Below are 15,818 nucleotides of genomic sequence, written 5' to 3' on the forward strand. Positions count from 1 at the left end.
TGCGTGACTCTACACTTAGGTCAACTGAATTAACTCTGCTGAAATCTCTTTCACTTCAGCGGAGTTAACCTCTAGCTGTGTCAATGCTAAGTTTGCGATACGCACTCGGTATAAGTCGATAACCCGATAACCACAGTAATGTGCCATTCTTCTGATCTGGCGATTGAGTCCTTGGCGTAACACTATTCTAAAGCGGTCATGTGCGATTTGCTCAACGGTACAGGGGAGGGTTATTTGGCCCTTCACTGGCACGCCGGCTGCCATTTTAAGGCAAAAATCTGGGTCTAGAGGCTTGTCAACTTGCACCTCATATTCTTTCTCTTGATGATGGTCAGGGTGGATTAACTGCTGACACAGTGCCCCATCATTGGTGAGTAGTAGTAGCCCCCTGCTGTCTTTGTCTAACCGACCTATTGGATACACACGACACGATTTTGGTAGTACATGGTAGATACTCGCAGGGTCATCTGGATTCACTTTGCAGTCTATACCCACGGGTTTATGGTAAACAAAGAGTCTTCTCGCTTGTGGCGGCGCGACCGGTTCACCATCGACCATAATGCAATCGGTCAAATTGATGTGATCTATATGGTTTGCCAAGCGGCCATTTACGGTCACTCTTGCGCTATCAATTAAGCGAGACGCTTGTCGCCTAGAGCAAACACCGCAGTGGCTGAGATATTTGGCCAAACGCATCGGATAGGACATAGACATTCACATGATCAAAAAGAGATAACAGCGCGTATTGTAGGGCAACAGACTGTTTGGATCTATGCATGGGGAATATCAATGGCCATTGCGTTTTCAAAGTTAAAACAACATCAACCGCTGCAAAAGGTAATAGTGCATTCCATCGATTTAGCGCTTTATCAAGTCAGTGTGCTTATTAATAATGTGGAATATTATGTCACGGAAGAAAATGGCGAGTTTTTAAAAGCACATAACCCGCTGCAAATTCAAAAACGCCTGCTTGATATTAGCTACATGGAAATGGTGATTAGGCATCAAAGCGCTTATGACGAGATGGTAGGGCACCCAGTATCAGCCAATGACAATACATTAGAAGTGCCCTTTGGTCGTAATAACCTGTTTTAAAAGTTATCTGTGTTTTGTGAGCACTTCACTCACCGCAGTTGCAAAATCGCGGTGGTGGGCGATCCCCATGTTAATCAATCTAGTGTCTTTTAGAGCGCAATTTTGTGGCCTTGTGGCATCGTCACTCGGTTGGCTCAGCGGCATGAGATCCTGGGTCGGTAGCCGCAAAGCCTGCGCCATGACCTGCGCCATTTCATACTTAGTGAATGCTTGATTGCCACTGATATGAATAATCCCACCAAGGCTAGGCTGTGCGATAACATCTTTGAGCGTTAGTGCAATATCATTAACATGGGTGGGGTAGCGAATGGCCCAATTATCGTGACTTGAAGCGGGGTTGGCTAACAGCTGTTTTGCAATAATGGTTACCGCAGATTCTTCCGGCGTTTTTACCTCGCCGTATAATACAGGCACTCGTACTATGGTATGTGATGCGCTGTCTGCGAGGATCGTGCGCTCCGCAGCTTGCTTGGTTTGGCCGTAGAAGTTCACAGGATTAGTGATATCTGTTTCAACATAAGGTGCTGAGGTGCCGTCAAACACATAGTCAGTACTAATAAAGAAAAATCGAATATCTCTTTCGCGGCAGGCTTGGGTTAAGAACTCGGTTGCCGCAACATTGAGCGCAAGCGTCGCCGCTTGGTCTCGCTCACATTGTTCTGGCCTGCGCTCTGCTGCTGCGTGAATAAGTATCTCTGGCCCGTGATTATCTAAGAAATCTAAAACCGAACTGTGGTCAGCCAAGTCAAGTTTGTGAAGTGGCGCGGCTGCTCGGCTAAAGCCACATCCTAAAATCTCGTGGGTACTACTTAGCTCTTGGCAAAGTGCGCGGCCAAGCAAGCCCGTTGCACCAGTGATCATGACTTTAGACATAGATAACAGCATCCTTTTTTAAAAGAGTCAGTACAGTAGCAAAGTCGGAAGAAAAACTACAGATTTGTATCGGATTACGCTAAGGTTGAGATAAGGCTAAAAAAGGGACAATAAAATGAAAAAAAATATTTTGCTAGCTGGTTTGTTTGCGGTGAGTGTGCAAGTGAGTGCGACCCAAATATTTGCGAAAAATAGTGATTGTGTCATTGATGAAAGTAAAGCGCCCATTGAAATATACAAGCAAAGCTCAAAGTCAATGCGTTTGTTGGGGGGACAAGAGGCGAGTAATGGTGAGTTATCGGATGTTGTCACAGCGCTGTTTGACGATGTTAGATTGTCACTATTTGACGCGTTATCTGAAGAAGCTAAAGCGTTTGAGAAAGGTATAATTATTAAAAATGCTTCATTCAAAAGAACGGCTGATGGGTGGTCGAAAAGAGCTGTTGTATCCGGGAAAGTTGTAGCTCAGCCCGTTTTATCTTGTCATTATACTGAAGTACTTACAGCAAAAAACACTGAGCTGATATCTGGTGCTGTTTTTTCATCCAAACCAACGACCCATTCAATTACTTATAACACAACGATTGATCCGAACAAAAGTCGACTCAAGCCAAAGCTAACAGAGGTACTTGATACTTCTGTTACTACGGACCAAGTATTTGGTATTAAGCTCGGAGACTCTTTTTCACAAGCGGAAGAAAAAATAGGCCGTTTTACGATGCAATGGCCTATTAATGCTTATCAAAAGTTTGCATTTATTGGTCGCAATAACGCGTTTTTATTTGAACATGATAAGCTCGTCGGGTACCAATATGCATTCAATCTTCTTCCTATCAGTCTTGCAAATCTAATTGATATTTATGATGTTGATCTTGCGACACCACTAAGTCACCAGCAAACTCAAATTGCAAACCGTGACTTGGATGAGATGACAGTTTCTGCACTTAAGGAAAAGTTTCCTGACATTAAGTTTTTTGTCGAGGGAAGATATACTACCGATCCGAAGACCAAATTATCTGCCCTAACCATAGGCAAAACAGAGATTGCGAAACCAATTGCTCCTGCATGCTGGAGTGGTCAAGAAGACATCAAAGCTTTTATTACAAAGCATCAGGGCGGCTTAATGCAATGGCGTGGCATAGATAAACAAACGCTATTTTACACCGGGTGTAATCAGTTAATTGAACAAAGCCAATTTGGCCGAGTGATAGGAGTTAAGCTGCTAGAGAGTTGGTCGTTAAGCAATGCTAATTTATCTGGATTGAGCGTGATATCGAATGTACTTACTCCTTGGCAATTCTATGGGGTAAATTATCTTGACCCTGAAAGTCGCGCATCTCAAATAGGCTCGATTGAAAATCTATATGGCATGATAGAAGTAGTAAACTCTGATTGGGTTGGCCACTTCAAATCTTATGACGGCCAGCTTGTTTCTGCTGAGTTTGAGAAGATGTAGAAGCCATCACTCCTACATCTTCAATTCATTTAAGCCGTTTGCTCTGTGAGCGGCTTTTCAGATTGCTTTTCCCAATGCTTGGTTTTTAGACCAAGTACACCGACAAATACACCAATACCGATAGTAAATAGCGCAATTTGTAGGTATAGATTTGGTAAGTCTTCGATATTATTAGGATCAAAGCTACCAGCGAGCAGACCCGAGAAGATATTACCAATGGAGTAGGTGAGTACGAAAACCCCCATCATTTGCCCAGCAAAACGTTTGGGAGATAACTTACTTACTGCGCTCAACGCCACTGGGCTTAAACAAAGTTCACCCACGGTGTGCAGAAAGTAAGTGGTGATCAACCACATTGGTGCTACTTGTAGGCCTTGAGCTGCATATTGGGAAGCGAAAAACATCATAATAAATCCGCTCGCCATGATGATAAGGCCAATCGCACATTTCACGCTATAGGTTGGCGTGATCATGCGCTTAGCTAAGTTAATCCAAAGCGCAGCAAAGAAAGGGGATAACACGATAATGAAAAAAGCGTTGGCCGATTGGAACCAAGCGGTTGGAATACTAAAACTGCCGATTAATCTGTCGGTGTAATCGCGGGCAAATAGATTAAGCGATGAGCCTGCTTGTTCAAAACCAGACCAAAAACAAGTGGACGCAACGCAAACCAAAAAGAGTGCCCACATCCGGCGCTTTTCATCGGCATCAAGATCACCGCCAAAGTAGATATAACCGTAATACAAAAAGAAAGTGACAGTAAAAGCTATCGCGACATATTTTGCGAGCTCTACGGGGTTTATCACAAAAACACCTGCAAACGCCGCTGCCGTTATTGCTGCAACAGCCGCAATGACTAAAACAATCGCACCCCAAGCTTTAGCACTTTGACTCCCCGTCATTGGGTTAGTTGGCGCATTGCCAACGGTAGCGATGTGTTTGTCTGTTAGGCGATAATTGACTAAACCGATTGCCATGCCCACCGCGGCTGCACCAAAGGCCCAATGCCAACCAACGTTTTCCATAAAGTAGCCACATACCGCATAGCCGATCACAGACCCTAGGTTGATCCCCATATAGTAAATCGCGTAACCACTATCGCGGCGGTTATCTTCATCGTTATAAAGCTGGCCAACCATAGCGCTAATATTGGGTTTTAATAAACCAGTGCCACTGGCAACAAAGATAAGGCCAACAAAAAAGGAAAATTGACTTGGGATGGCAAGAATGATGTGGCCGCACATGATGATAATGCCGCCGTACCAAACCGCACGTTGGCCACCCAATAAACGGTCTGCTATCCAACCTCCCGGTAGACCTAAGAAATAAACCGAGCCAGTATAGAGGCCATATATTGCGGCAGCGGAGGCAACGGTGAAGCCAAGGCCTTCTTGCTGTAAGGTGGCCGTCATGAAAAGTACTAACATGGCACGCATGCCATAATAACTCATTCGTTCCCACATCTCGGTGAGAAACAAAGTCTGTAGGCCTTTTGGATGACCAAAAAAGCCTGTATCACTTGTTGTGTCCTGTGATGACATATTTCACTTCCATTATTATCGTTTTTTGGAAGTCAATATTAGTACGTTATTCAAGCACCGAATGCAACCGCATGAAAGGAAACATTACATCATCTTTTTTAACATTTGTATGTCATCGATTTCCACATTAGCCAATCCTTTGTACTGGTATGGCGCAAATTGATTGCGAAGCCAAACACTAGGGCAGCCGGCACGGTGTGCTCCTTGCACATCGGTATCTAAGCTATCGCCAACATGCAGAAGTTGATGTGGTGCAAGGTTAAAATGCTGGCAGGCAAGCTGGTAAAGCTCAGGGTGAGGTTTGGCGCGGCCATCAATTCCGGCGCGAAGCACTAAATCAAAACTATCGCGAAGATTAAATTTATCTATCTCGACATTACCATTAGTGATAGCAATGATGTGATATTGACTGCGTAACTGAGCAAGCAGGCTGATGACGGCGTCGCTGACCGTGATATTACTGCGGGCATCGGCAAAGGCTTGGTAGGCACGTAGTGCGTGCTGTTTACTTGTTGCGGTATCAAAGCCCAGTGCCGTGAAGCCCCATTCAAGTGCCACTTGACGCCACTTTGTCACATCTTCTGCGAGCGCACTGTTTTGTTTGAGTGCTTCGTTTCGGCACTGAGACCAGAATGATCGCCCTTTCGCTTGCCACTCGGGAATCGCATTCAGGTGCGCTGTCATGGCGTTAACGGCCGCAATGATAACAGGCCTGTTATCGTATAGCGTATCGTCTAAATCAAAACTGATGGCGGCAATGTCTGAAATGGGCTTATTGAATCGCATTGTTACTCGTCTTTTTGCTTTTTCGCTCTTGGGTGAGCGCTATCATACACTTTTGCTAAATGTTGAAAATCTAAATGGGTGTAGACCTGTGTGGCTGATAAGCTGGCATGTCCAAGCATCTCTTGTACCGCGCGCAAGTCACCGCTGGATTCTAGCATGTGGCTGGCGAACGAGTGCCTCAGTTTATGGGGTGAATAGGTGTACTAACCCCTTGTTTCAACCCCCATTCTTTCATTCTTGCGCGGACATGGCGAGGGCTGATCCGGCGCTTTAATTTGCTCACAAAAAGCGCAGGTTCTTCCAATGTTGCAAATTGCGGCCTTATTTTGAGCCAATCAGCTAGTGCGTTTAGCGCTTTGCCGCCGACAGGCACAACACGCTCCTTGCCGCCTTTACCAAGCACGCGTATTTCACCGTCTTTGACATCCAATAGGTTTGCGCCAACCAACTCGCTTAATCGCAAACCACTAGAGTACATTAATTCCATCATGGCTTTATCACGAATGGCAAGCGCGTCATCTGCCTGAATTTCCAGAAGTTGTCCCATTTGGTCAACATCAAGGTTCTTTGGGAGTGGCTTTTGAAACTTAGGCCCTCGGATCCCTTGTGCGGGATTGACGACAGCCTGTTGTGATTGTGACTTGAGCTTGAGAAATTTATATAAGCTCCGAATACAACTGAGCTTAAGGTTGATAGTTCTTGGGCTGTAATTTTGACCGCGAAGCTTCATGCTGTAGCGGCGAATTTGCTCACCACTGACTTCTAGCCAAGAAGAGGCGTGGTCACAAAAATACTGCGCTGCTTGAATAAGCTGAGTGTTGTATTGGGTTAGTGTATGTTCTGAGTAGTGCTTTTCGTGGCGCAAGTGTGCCATAAAGGCGGTTACTGGTTGCGTCCAATCTTCCGATAGTGATGTTAGGCTCATGCCAGCGCTTCGAGCTTAAGCGATAATGTTTGAATAAAAGCCGTGATCAACATATTGTCGTGTTGTGGCGAAAAGTGTTCTGGTGAGCGGCTGGCAAAGGCCAGAATAAAGCGACCTTTGTCTGACGCATCAACGCGGTAAAGTGCTACCGATCCTACTTCAATATCGGCAAACAAGAGTTCAGCTTGTGACGGACTGAGTCGTCCTAAGTAGCAGTTGTTACTGCTCAGTTTAGCTGACACTAGTTCCAAAAGCGTATCATCGATGTTGATGAGTTTACATGCTTGGATGTCCGGGTGGTCCTCAAAGCGCTGTGCTAACGTATGATTGATTGCACTCAACTCAGTACAACGCATGATAGCCAATTGGCATTCACTCAATTGCTTGAAAACCAGCTCGTTGGCTTTTGCATAATGGACCATATCTTTGATCTGCTGCTGTAGCGAGTTGACTTCGTCGCGGAGCATCCGCTGTTGGTGCAAAGCAAGGTTTGGGAGCCCTTGCTGCTGGTGGTGTAGCTGCAAATCCAATAGCACATAAGGGTGCCTGAGCAAAAAATCAGGATGCTTGCGCAGGTACTCAATGACTAATTGTTCAGTTGAATTTGCTTCTTTTATGGTCATATTGCGATTTGCCCATCAAAAACATGCTCCGCCGGTCCGGTCATTTTCACTACTTGACCTTGACCGCCCCAACGCACTTGAAGACTGCCACCTGGTAGGTCGACCCTAACGGTTTCTTCTAACTTGCCTTGCATTATGCCTGCAACTACGGCAGCACATGCTCCTGTGCCACAGGCAAGCGTTTCGCCAGCGCCGCGCTCCCAAACACGTAGCTTAACGTATTCACGAGAAACTACTTCCATAAAGCCAATATTGGCCTTTTGTGGGAAACGTTCATGGTGTTCAAGGAGTGGCCCAAGTGTAGCTACCTCAGCGGTTTCTACACTATCGACAATAATCACGCCATGAGGATTGCCCATAGAAACCGCGCTACAAAACACCGTATGTTCGTCGGCTCTTAAAATATAGGTGTTTTCTTGTTTGTTTGCACGAAACGGAATGGCTTGTGGGTTAAAGTTCGGTTTGCCCATATTCACGGTAACTTGGCCGTCTTTTTCGGTATACAGGGTGATATTGCCGCCCTTTGTTGAGACACAAACCTTGTGTTTGTTCGTTAAGCCCTTCATGCGGACAAAGCGAGCAAAACAGCGAGCACCGTTACCACATTGCTCAACTTCGTTACCATCGGCATTGAAAATACGATAATGAAAATCTAAGTCCGGGGAATAAGGCGCTTCAACCATCAACAGCTGATCAAAGCCAATTCCAAAGTGGCGATCTGCTAACTTCTTAATTTGGTCTCGAGACAAAAACACATTTTGGGTGACATTATCTATCACCACAAAGTCGTTGCCTAAACCATGCATTTTTGAAAAGTTTATAAACATAGAGTGGTTATCTTTTGGTATAAAACCATGGCCTCACTTTGCTAATACTTTGCCATGGATACCTCGACTAGGGAAGCGGCTTGGCATTAAGCCTTGCTTTGCATCCCTAGGACGTATCCAAGTCGATTATTGTGGCAGTAGTTGCTCAAATTGCCACAGAGATTCTAACGGCTCTCTTTGGCGGATTAGATGGTGTTGATTGTTATCAACCATGACCTCTGCACAGCGGGGGCGTGAGTTGTAATTTGAACTCATGGTAAAGCCATACGCGCCTGCACTGCGCTGTACTAATAAGTCACCAGCCTTTATTTTAAGTACTCGGTCTTTACCTAGAAAGTCACCCGTTTCACATACTGGACCAACCACGTCGTAATTTATCGCGTCAACGTCGTCTCGCGGTGTGACTGGTACGATATTTTGCCAAGCCTGATAAAGCGATGGTCGTAACATGTCGTTCATGCCAGCATCAACAATGGCAAAATGCTTATGCTCGGTTGGCTTAATAAATTCGACTTTAGTCACCAGCACACCGGCATTGGCAGCAATCGCTCGACCAGGCTCAAAAATGAGTTCTAGATCATTGAACTGCGCCAATCGCGCTTTAATCTCTGCAGCGTAAGCACTCGGATGCGGCGGCTTTTCACCGTCATAAGGCACGCCAAGACCGCCACCGATATCGAGGTGATGCAAGTAAATTCCCGCTTTTTCAAGTTGAGAGATTAGAGCCAGCACTTTATCTAACGCCGCTAAAAATGGATTAACCTCAACCAACTGAGAGCCGATATGAAAGTCGATCCCAACCACTTTTAAACCCGGTAGGGCATAAGCGAGCTGGTAAACATCAAATGCGGCTTTGATATCAATACCAAATTTGTTCTCTTTTAACCCGGTTGAAATATAGGGGTGAGTTTTTGCATCGATATCTGGGTTTACACGCAATGAAATTGGCGCAATTTTATCCAGTCTGGTTGCCACTTCACTGATACGGTGAAGCTCTGCAATCGACTCAACATTAAAGCATTTAATCCCAGTCTCAAGCGCAAACGCAATTTCATCTTCCGTTTTCGCAACACCAGAAAAAACGACTTTTTGAGGATCTCCCCCTGCTTTTAGCACTCGCGCAAGTTCACCTTTCGACACGATATCAAAACCAGAACCAAGCTGAGCCAAGACGTTCAGCACGGCGATATTTGAATTCGCCTTTACTGCGTAGCACACTAAGTGGGGATGACCGGCTGCGGCATCCGTAAAAGCGTGATAATGCCGCGCTAAAGTCTTCTTCGAGTAGATATAGCAAGGAGTGCCATATTGCTCGGCGATTGTGGTTATGGCGACATCTTCAGCGAATAGTTCGCCATCTTGATAATTGAAATAATCCATTTTAACGCTCCTGTTGCTCTGCTTCAGGCTGGTTTGCTTGTGCTGCTTTCGGTTGGTTTGATTTTTTAGCCTGTTGTTCAGGCAAATAAAGCGGACCGCTTTGACCGCAACCCGATAATCCGATTAAAGTAGTAAAAACAAGTGCCGTTACGCTAAATTTATAAGGTGTCGCTTTCATTAGATAATTCGTGTCAGTGCCTTTATAATCGCAGAGTAACAGAATTGATAAAAAAAGCAGCTTTTCGCTATTGAAATTTCGTCTTCATCAAATTGCTCAAATAGCGAGTTAAGCTTAGGCACCATGCCGCAGTGCGTCAGTAAGAGGAAATCACGATGACAGAAAGTGAATATCATGAGTTAGCCGATGCGCTAATGTTGACTATTGAAGAGCAGATCGATGATTGTGACGCTGATTTAGATTACGAATCAGCATCGGGAATTCTAGAGATTATTTTCCCTGACAAGAGCAAAATTGTTATTAACAAACAAGCACCATTGCACCAAGTCTGGGTGGCGACTAAGTTTAATGGTCATCACTTTGAGTTGCGTGGCGATCAGTGGATTGATAATCGCTCCGGTGCTGAGTTTTGGCAGTTTATGAGCGACGCGGCGACTAAACAGGCAAATATCGCAATAGAGTGGCAGCACGATTAATGTTGGAGTTTGTAGATTATCCTGCCAAAGGACAACATAAAGCGAGTATTATTTGGCTTCATGGTTTAGGTGATTCAGGTAACGGCTTTTTACCCATTGCCTCTGAGTTAAACCTGCCTGACGAATTGGGTGCACACTTTATTTTTCCACATGCACCAGAGCAGCCGGTCACTATAAATGGTGGTATGGTGATGCGTGCATGGTATGACATTAAATCATTTGATCTGGATAAAAGAGCGGATGAGCAAGGTGTGCGAGACTCTTCAGCTCAGGTTGAAGCGTTAATTCAGGCACAGTTAGATAAAGGTATTCCAGCTAACCGTATTATCCTAGCTGGATTTTCTCAAGGGGGCGTGATTGCGCTCCATCTTGCACCGCGTTTAACTGTTAAATTGGCTGGTGTCATGGCACTATCAACTTATATGTGTGTGCCTGAAAAGCTCAGCGCAGAAGCACAGCAAAGCGAGCTTACTATTTTTATGGCGCATGGCAGTGCTGATCCTGTCGTGCCGATGTTTGCAGGTGAGCACGCATTTAACACGTTACAACAGCAAGGCTATGAAGTGAGCTGGCAAGACTACCCAATGGAGCATCAGGTATGTCTTGAAGAGTTAAAAGCCATTCGCGCTTGGTTAATTACGAGACTGAGCGATTAATATTAAGTGGTATAAGGTACTGGTGACAGATACAGGAGCAAAGCAATGTCACAAAAGATTGTCATAAAAACGTCGGTGAGTAAGCAACCCTCAGAGCCCTCAGCGGTGACCTATCAATGGCACTGGAAACGCATTTTTATGGCAACGGCAGCATTTGCTGGCATTGCAACCGCGGGGGTTTACGGTGTTGTGGATAACGTCAACGCAGATGAAGATGATGTCCAAGTGGCAGTACCTATACATGCTACCATTGCGCAAACCGATACATCACTGAATGACTCTCCTGCACCAGTAGACTCTAATGTGGATCGTGAAGGCGAGCAGCCAAGTGCGGATACCTCACCCGATAGCGTGTTAACGACGCCCGAACTCACCCCTGCTGGTGCCGCGACGACCTCAATAGAGGTCGCTCAAGTTATTGCGTTAGACCAAGTGCAACAGCACACTTCTGAAGAAACAGAAACAGAAACAGAAACAGAAACAGAAACAGAAACAGAAACAGAAACAGAAACAGAAACAGAAACAGAAACAGAAACAGAAACAGAAACAGAAACAGAAACAGAAACAGAAACAGAAACAGAAACAGAAACAGAAACAGAAACAAGGGCTGAAGCTAAAAATCAATTTGATGCTGAAGCGCGCATAGCCAGTGTCGCGCTAGGGGCAAAAATCGACACGCAATTTATCAGCCGCGCTGTACTCACTACTCTGATTGATGACCGCGAACCGACGAACGTGTTGAAAGACGTAATTGCGACCACTCAGTTTAGTGACAAGCTGTACTTTTTCACTGAAGTGCACGCGCTTAAAGATCAAGTGGTGTCGCACCTGTGGTTTCATCAAGACGAGCTGATGGCAGAAGTGGAGCTGCCGATCCAAGCCGCGCGCTACCGTACTTATTCAAGTAAGAACGTCATGCCGAGTCAAACCGGAGATTGGCGTGTTGAGGTGGTGACGCAGTCTGGACAACTGCTTGCCCAAAAGACGTTCCGCATTGTGGATAACAGTCAGCAATAATCTTACTCGCAGCATTGTGTATGGCAGCACGTGACTGACTGCCGTCACCACATAGTTAACTCTTTGCAGCGGCAATAACGCTGCAATAAATGAAAGGCAAATCATGACAGAACAAGTTTCCATATTACGTATTGCAACGCGCAAAAGTGCTTTGGCGCTATGGCAAGCCGAATTTGTGAAGGCAGAGCTTGAAAAACACCATTCGAATCTAAAAGTAGAGCTCGTACCGATGTCGACGAAAGGCGACAAGATCTTAGATACGCCACTGGCAAAAATTGGCGGTAAAGGGTTGTTCGTCAAAGAGCTTGAGCAGGCCATGTTAGAAGGGCGCGCAGATATTGCAGTGCATTCAATGAAAGATGTACCTGTTGATTTCCCTGAAGGGCTCGAGCTGCATACTATTTGCGAACGTGAAGATCCAAGAGACGCGTTTGTGTCAAATACTTATACCTCACTTGCAGAGTTGCCTGAGGGCGCTGTGGTTGGCACTTCAAGCCTGCGTCGCCAATGTCAAATTCGAGCGGCTCGTCCGGACTTAATCATTAAAGACTTACGCGGTAATGTGAATACTCGCCTAGCCAAGCTAGATGCAGGTGAGTTTGATGCCATTATTTTGGCCGCGGCGGGACTTATCCGTTTAGAAATGGTGGATAGAATCGCAAGTTATATTGAACCTGAAGATTCATTACCGGCCAATGGCCAAGGCGCTGTCGGTATCGAATGTCGTAGCGATGATGCTCAAACTAAAGCATTCCTTGCACCACTGGAACACACTGATACACGTATTCGTGTACTTGCCGAGCGTGCAATGAACCGCCGTTTGGAAGGGGGATGTCAGGTTCCAATCGGTGCTTATGCAGAAGTCTCGGGCGATCAGGTGCACTTGCGCGGCTTAGTAGGTGCTGTCGATGGCAGCGAAATCTTGCGCGGCGAATGCTCTGGTACGGTTGCAGAGGCTGAGCAACTTGGAATTCAATTGGCAGAATCCTTACTTGCGCAAGGTGCAGATAAAATTCTTGCTGAGGTTTATAGGGACGCTTAAATGAAAGTTGTGCTAACTCGACCCGTTGGCAAATCAGAACCTTTATCTGAGTTACTGACACAGCAGCAAATTAGCTCAGTGATTTGCCCAGTATTGCAGCTTAATGAAGTGGCGGTGAGTGACACCGCCAAAGCAATGATAAGCGAAGCCGAGTTAGCTATTTTTGTCTCGCCAGATGCGGTGCGATACTTTCACCAATTAGAAGTACCATTAGCCGGACATTGCGCAGCTTTTGCTGTTGGCGAAGGCACGGCCGATGCTATCCAGCAGACCCTAAATATCAAGGCTAAATATCCTAAACAACCTGATTCCGAAGGCTTGCTTGCACTCCCGCAGCTGTCCTCTGTTGAGGGCAAGCGTGTATTGTTGGTCAAAGGGAAAGGCGGGCGTCCCGTCATTGCGCAAACTTTAAAAGCGCGAGGTGCCATCCTTGACAGTCTAGTGGTTTATGAACGCGTTGCCGTAAAAGACAATGCAGATGGCTGGTTAGACCACTGGCGAAGCCAGCAGATTGAAGGTATAGTCATTACCAGTAATAGTGCAGCGGATGCGATTTTTAATACGCAGTCGTCAGCAAGTAAAGATTGGTTGGCTCAGCGCACTTTCTTTGTTGTGAGCCAACGTATTGCTGAGCATGTACAGCAATCCTATAACATCGAACAGTCTCAAATTGTGGTATGTCATGGCCCTGATAATCGTGCCATCGCAGGGAGTATCATCGACTATACCAAGCAGCAAGGGCGCAAAATGACTCAGTCTGAATCGCAAACAAAGAATACAAATACCCAGCAAGCTGCAAAAGCAGCAGAGCAAACCGTAACGCCACATCACGCGAAGGCTGGTGTGAGTAAGGTTGCGCTCCTTGCATTATTAGTGGCGCTGGGTAGTGGTGCTGGTGCTGGCTATGTTTATTTGCAACAGCAACAACAGTTGCAGCAAGCGTTGCTAGCTAACCAAGCGATTAACGCTGAAAATCAGCTATTAAACACGCAGCTGAGTGGTGCTAAGTCGCAACTTCAACGAGTAGAAAATGTGCTTGATTCGCTGCAAGACAATGTCGCAAAGCGATTGGCTGAGCAGCAGCAACATGTGGAAACCCAGTTAACGCAGACGCTTGCCAAGGCGCAGCAGCAAGTAAGCGGTGCAGTGGCCTCTGAGGCATTGTATTTACAGCGCCTTGCTGCATTTAAAGTTGCGGCAGAGCAAGATTATCTTGGCGCAACTGCTATCCTGCAGCGCTTGCAAGAGAGCTTAGAGTCTGAGTCCAACACGGCTGCTGTTAAACAGGCGATTGCTACAGATATTGCGGCTTTGAAGGCCTTGCCTAAGCCACAAACGGAGTCACTTTACTTTGAGCTTCATGGTTTATTGTCTCAAGTTGATACGCTAACGATCAAAACCAAGCAAATTCCGCAAAAGGCAGCGAGTGAAGATGCTGCGCTATCGCAACAGGTTGATGATTGGCAAGCGAACTTAAAGCGCTCTTGGCGGGGATTGGTTGATGACTTTATTACCATACGTCACCATGATGAAATGGTGATAGACCCACTCCTAGATAAAAACGAGCAGCTGCTTATACGCACGCAGCTGCGTGCCTATTTAACCCAAGCACAAACCGCATTAATGGATCAACAAGCGAGCATTTACTTCAGTGCGCTTGATAGTGCAGCCGACACGTTGGCGCGTTATTTTGATACGCAACACGCGCCTGTGAGCGCGATGCAGCAGGCTTTAAACAAGTTGAGCCGCAGTGAAGTTCAGCGCCAAGAGTCGATTGAGCTTGCCACCCCAGCAGCAGTAAAAGGGTGGCTAAAATGATGGCAAAAATCATCACCTTTGCGCTTATCTTTATCGCGCTAGCCGCCAGTCATTTGCTCATTGATGAGAAAGGCTATGTGTTGATCTCCTTCAATCAAACCACGATTGAAGGCAGCATAGTGTCTTTCACTATCTTGTTATTACTCGCCATCACCACTTTAGTGTTGTTGGGTAAGGTAGTGCGTTGGTCGTGGCATCGTCTAGTCAATACGAAAGGTCATTTTTCCAGAAAGCGTAAACTAAAAGCGCAACAAGCATGGAACGAAAGTTTGTGGCTATTTATTAACGGCGAAGTGGAACAAGCCGCAACCTTGTTGACGAAAACGCCGCAGCCGGATGAACGCCAAGACTATGTGCGTGCCATCGCAGCCAAAGCGGCGTTAAAGCAAGGAGATGTTGTCAAAGCGAATACGGAGCTAGAAGCAATATCGGATGACAACCAAGGACAGCTTGCGGCACTATGGCTAGAGGCAAATAATAGTGAACAGGCGTTGGCTTTACTTGATGATAAAATGTCTGCGGCTAAACCAACTTCAGCGGTGCTTAGCGGTTACATTTTAGCTTGCCTACAGGCTAAGCAACCCGAGCTGGCCGCTGCACAAATCGCGAAGTGGCACAAAAAGCTCAACTGGAGTGATACACAGTGGCAGAGTGTGTTCGAGCGCATGTTTGTAATAGCCCCAGAGCAAGCAGACACTTTGTTTAATATGCTACCTAAGGCAGTAAAAGCGCATGCGATACCAGCTCTTAATAAGGTGAAGCTACAACAGGGACGCATAGCGGAAGTGTTGGGTGAGCTCAAGAAGCTGCTCAAACAAGGTCAATATCGCCAGCTGGCCGACTATCTGCAACACAGCACGCAAAGTAGTAATGAACTCAAGTTAGCACTGCAGCAGCAATTGAAAAAACATCCAGATGACAAGGAGCTGCTGTTCTCCTTGGCTTGCCTTTGCAATGCTGAGGGGGATTATGAGCTTGCTGCGAAGATCTTTGATTCTTTAAGTGCAAACCCTTGGGAGGCGCGCTGGAGTAAGCAAGCTCAGCTCGCCTACGAAAAAATGCATACCTACGAGAAAGCGTATTTAATCGCAAAATCGTAACGAAAAGCCTGCGCAGCAATGTGCA

Annotated in this window: 16 protein-coding genes and 1 pseudogene; 8 read left to right on the forward strand and 9 right to left on the reverse strand. The window is 46.0% G+C overall.

Annotation, left to right across the window (positions count from 1 at the left end):
* Window positions 1-15: 15 nt before the first annotated feature.
* Entirely contained in the window at window positions 16-708 is a 693-nt protein-coding gene (locus tag GSF04_RS05435) for a pseudouridine synthase (protein ID WP_211858965.1), read from the reverse strand.
* 81 nt (window positions 709-789) lie between these two features.
* Here GSF04_RS05435 and GSF04_RS05440 point away from each other — a divergent pair, with 81 nt between their 5' ends.
* Window positions 790-1,095, forward strand: coding sequence for a DUF6482 family protein (locus GSF04_RS05440; RefSeq protein ID WP_045964690.1), 306 nt, complete (start codon window positions 790-792; stop codon window positions 1,093-1,095).
* Window positions 1,096-1,098: 3 nt separating this feature from the next.
* Here the strand turns inward: GSF04_RS05440 and GSF04_RS05445 are convergent, their stop codons facing one another.
* Window positions 1,099-1,968, reverse strand: a complete 870-nt coding sequence (locus GSF04_RS05445) for an SDR family oxidoreductase (protein ID WP_211858966.1) — start codon at window positions 1,966-1,968, stop codon at window positions 1,099-1,101.
* 115 nt (window positions 1,969-2,083) lie between these two features.
* On the opposite strand from GSF04_RS05445, the gene GSF04_RS05450 reads away from it, so the two are divergent.
* Window positions 2,084-3,424 (forward strand): hypothetical protein, encoded by a 1,341-nt coding sequence (locus GSF04_RS05450; RefSeq protein ID WP_039491006.1) that lies wholly within the window; start codon window positions 2,084-2,086, stop codon window positions 3,422-3,424.
* A gap of 29 nt (window positions 3,425-3,453) precedes the next feature.
* Here the strand turns inward: GSF04_RS05450 and GSF04_RS05455 are convergent, their stop codons facing one another.
* From GSF04_RS05455 to GSF04_RS05485, 7 genes and pseudogenes are all read right to left on the reverse strand, one after another.
* Complete coding sequence (locus GSF04_RS05455) at window positions 3,454-4,965, reverse strand: peptide MFS transporter (RefSeq protein ID WP_211858967.1); 1,512 nt, start codon at window positions 4,963-4,965, stop codon at window positions 3,454-3,456.
* An 84-nt stretch (window positions 4,966-5,049) separates the two neighbouring features.
* On the reverse strand, window positions 5,050-5,751 hold the full coding sequence (locus GSF04_RS05460; RefSeq protein WP_211858968.1) for an HAD-IA family hydrolase: 702 nt from the start codon (window positions 5,749-5,751) through the stop codon (window positions 5,050-5,052).
* A gap of 2 nt (window positions 5,752-5,753) precedes the next feature.
* Window positions 5,754-6,676 (reverse strand): annotated as a pseudogene (locus GSF04_RS05465) (tyrosine recombinase XerC).
* Window positions 6,673-7,299 carry a DUF484 family protein gene (locus GSF04_RS05470; RefSeq protein WP_130163258.1) on the reverse strand — a complete coding sequence of 209 codons (627 nt, stop codon included), beginning with the start codon at window positions 7,297-7,299 and terminating at the stop codon, window positions 6,673-6,675. Before GSF04_RS05470 ends, GSF04_RS05465 begins: the two are co-directional and overlap by 4 nt.
* Entirely contained in the window at window positions 7,296-8,126 is an 831-nt protein-coding gene (gene dapF, locus GSF04_RS05475) for a diaminopimelate epimerase (RefSeq protein WP_039491011.1), read from the reverse strand. The genes GSF04_RS05470 and dapF overlap by 4 nt, the downstream gene beginning before the upstream one ends.
* Before the next feature lie 126 nt (window positions 8,127-8,252).
* Window positions 8,253-9,506, reverse strand: coding sequence for a diaminopimelate decarboxylase (gene lysA, locus GSF04_RS05480; RefSeq protein WP_102055833.1), 1,254 nt, complete (start codon window positions 9,504-9,506; stop codon window positions 8,253-8,255).
* 1 nt (window position 9,507) lies between these two features.
* Window positions 9,508-9,684, reverse strand: coding sequence for a lipoprotein (locus GSF04_RS05485; protein WP_010604229.1), 177 nt, complete (start codon window positions 9,682-9,684; stop codon window positions 9,508-9,510).
* A gap of 155 nt (window positions 9,685-9,839) precedes the next feature.
* Here GSF04_RS05485 and cyaY point away from each other — a divergent pair, with 155 nt between their 5' ends.
* The 6 genes from cyaY (at window position 9,840) to GSF04_RS05515 (ending at window position 15,793) form a co-directional block, all read left to right on the forward strand.
* Entirely contained in the window at window positions 9,840-10,160 is a 321-nt protein-coding gene (gene cyaY, locus GSF04_RS05490; protein ID WP_010378141.1) for an iron donor protein CyaY, read from the forward strand.
* Window positions 10,160-10,816, forward strand: coding sequence for an alpha/beta fold hydrolase (locus GSF04_RS05495; RefSeq protein WP_010604231.1), 657 nt, complete (start codon window positions 10,160-10,162; stop codon window positions 10,814-10,816). The genes cyaY and GSF04_RS05495 overlap by 1 nt, the downstream gene beginning before the upstream one ends.
* A gap of 45 nt (window positions 10,817-10,861) precedes the next feature.
* Complete coding sequence (locus GSF04_RS05500; RefSeq protein ID WP_211858969.1) at window positions 10,862-11,833, forward strand: DUF2914 domain-containing protein; 972 nt, start codon at window positions 10,862-10,864, stop codon at window positions 11,831-11,833.
* A 103-nt stretch (window positions 11,834-11,936) separates the two neighbouring features.
* Complete coding sequence (hemC, locus tag GSF04_RS05505; RefSeq protein WP_211858970.1) at window positions 11,937-12,875, forward strand: hydroxymethylbilane synthase; 939 nt, start codon at window positions 11,937-11,939, stop codon at window positions 12,873-12,875.
* The gene (locus tag GSF04_RS05510) at window positions 12,876-14,693 is read left to right on the forward strand and encodes a uroporphyrinogen-III C-methyltransferase (protein ID WP_211858971.1); all 1,818 of its coding nucleotides are present in this window, start codon (window positions 12,876-12,878) and stop codon (window positions 14,691-14,693) included. It begins immediately after the preceding gene.
* Complete coding sequence (locus tag GSF04_RS05515; RefSeq protein ID WP_211858972.1) at window positions 14,690-15,793, forward strand: heme biosynthesis HemY N-terminal domain-containing protein; 1,104 nt, start codon at window positions 14,690-14,692, stop codon at window positions 15,791-15,793. The genes GSF04_RS05510 and GSF04_RS05515 overlap by 4 nt, the downstream gene beginning before the upstream one ends.
* Window positions 15,794-15,818 lie beyond the last annotated feature (25 nt).

Origin of the sequence: Pseudoalteromonas sp. A22 (assembly GCF_018141345.1) — a bacterium.
In the GTDB taxonomy this organism is placed as follows: domain Bacteria; phylum Pseudomonadota; class Gammaproteobacteria; order Enterobacterales; family Alteromonadaceae; genus Pseudoalteromonas; species Pseudoalteromonas maricaloris.

Coding starts and splice junctions, on each gene's coding strand:
- GSF04_RS05510 (WP_211858971.1), top strand. CDS start 12,876: ATGAAAGTTGTGCTAACTCGACCCGTTGGCAAATCAGAACCTTTATCT.
- cyaY (WP_010378141.1), top strand. CDS start 9,840: ATGACAGAAAGTGAATATCATGAGTTAGCCGATGCGCTAATGTTGACT.
- GSF04_RS05515 (WP_211858972.1), top strand. CDS start 14,690: ATGATGGCAAAAATCATCACCTTTGCGCTTATCTTTATCGCGCTAGCC.
- dapF (WP_039491011.1), bottom strand. CDS start 8,126: ATGTTTATAAACTTTTCAAAAATGCATGGTTTAGGCAACGACTTTGTG.
- lysA (WP_102055833.1), bottom strand. CDS start 9,506: ATGGATTATTTCAATTATCAAGATGGCGAACTATTCGCTGAAGATGTC.
- GSF04_RS05470 (WP_130163258.1), bottom strand. CDS start 7,299: ATGACCATAAAAGAAGCAAATTCAACTGAACAATTAGTCATTGAGTAC.
- GSF04_RS05485 (WP_010604229.1), bottom strand. CDS start 9,684: ATGAAAGCGACACCTTATAAATTTAGCGTAACGGCACTTGTTTTTACT.
- GSF04_RS05500 (WP_211858969.1), top strand. CDS start 10,862: ATGTCACAAAAGATTGTCATAAAAACGTCGGTGAGTAAGCAACCCTCA.
- GSF04_RS05440 (WP_045964690.1), top strand. CDS start 790: ATGGCCATTGCGTTTTCAAAGTTAAAACAACATCAACCGCTGCAAAAG.
- GSF04_RS05445 (WP_211858966.1), bottom strand. CDS start 1,968: ATGTCTAAAGTCATGATCACTGGTGCAACGGGCTTGCTTGGCCGCGCA.
- hemC (WP_211858970.1), top strand. CDS start 11,937: ATGACAGAACAAGTTTCCATATTACGTATTGCAACGCGCAAAAGTGCT.
- GSF04_RS05455 (WP_211858967.1), bottom strand. CDS start 4,965: ATGTCATCACAGGACACAACAAGTGATACAGGCTTTTTTGGTCATCCA.
- GSF04_RS05495 (WP_010604231.1), top strand. CDS start 10,160: ATGTTGGAGTTTGTAGATTATCCTGCCAAAGGACAACATAAAGCGAGT.
- GSF04_RS05460 (WP_211858968.1), bottom strand. CDS start 5,751: ATGCGATTCAATAAGCCCATTTCAGACATTGCCGCCATCAGTTTTGAT.
- GSF04_RS05450 (WP_039491006.1), top strand. CDS start 2,084: ATGAAAAAAAATATTTTGCTAGCTGGTTTGTTTGCGGTGAGTGTGCAA.
- GSF04_RS05435 (WP_211858965.1), bottom strand. CDS start 708: ATGTCCTATCCGATGCGTTTGGCCAAATATCTCAGCCACTGCGGTGTT.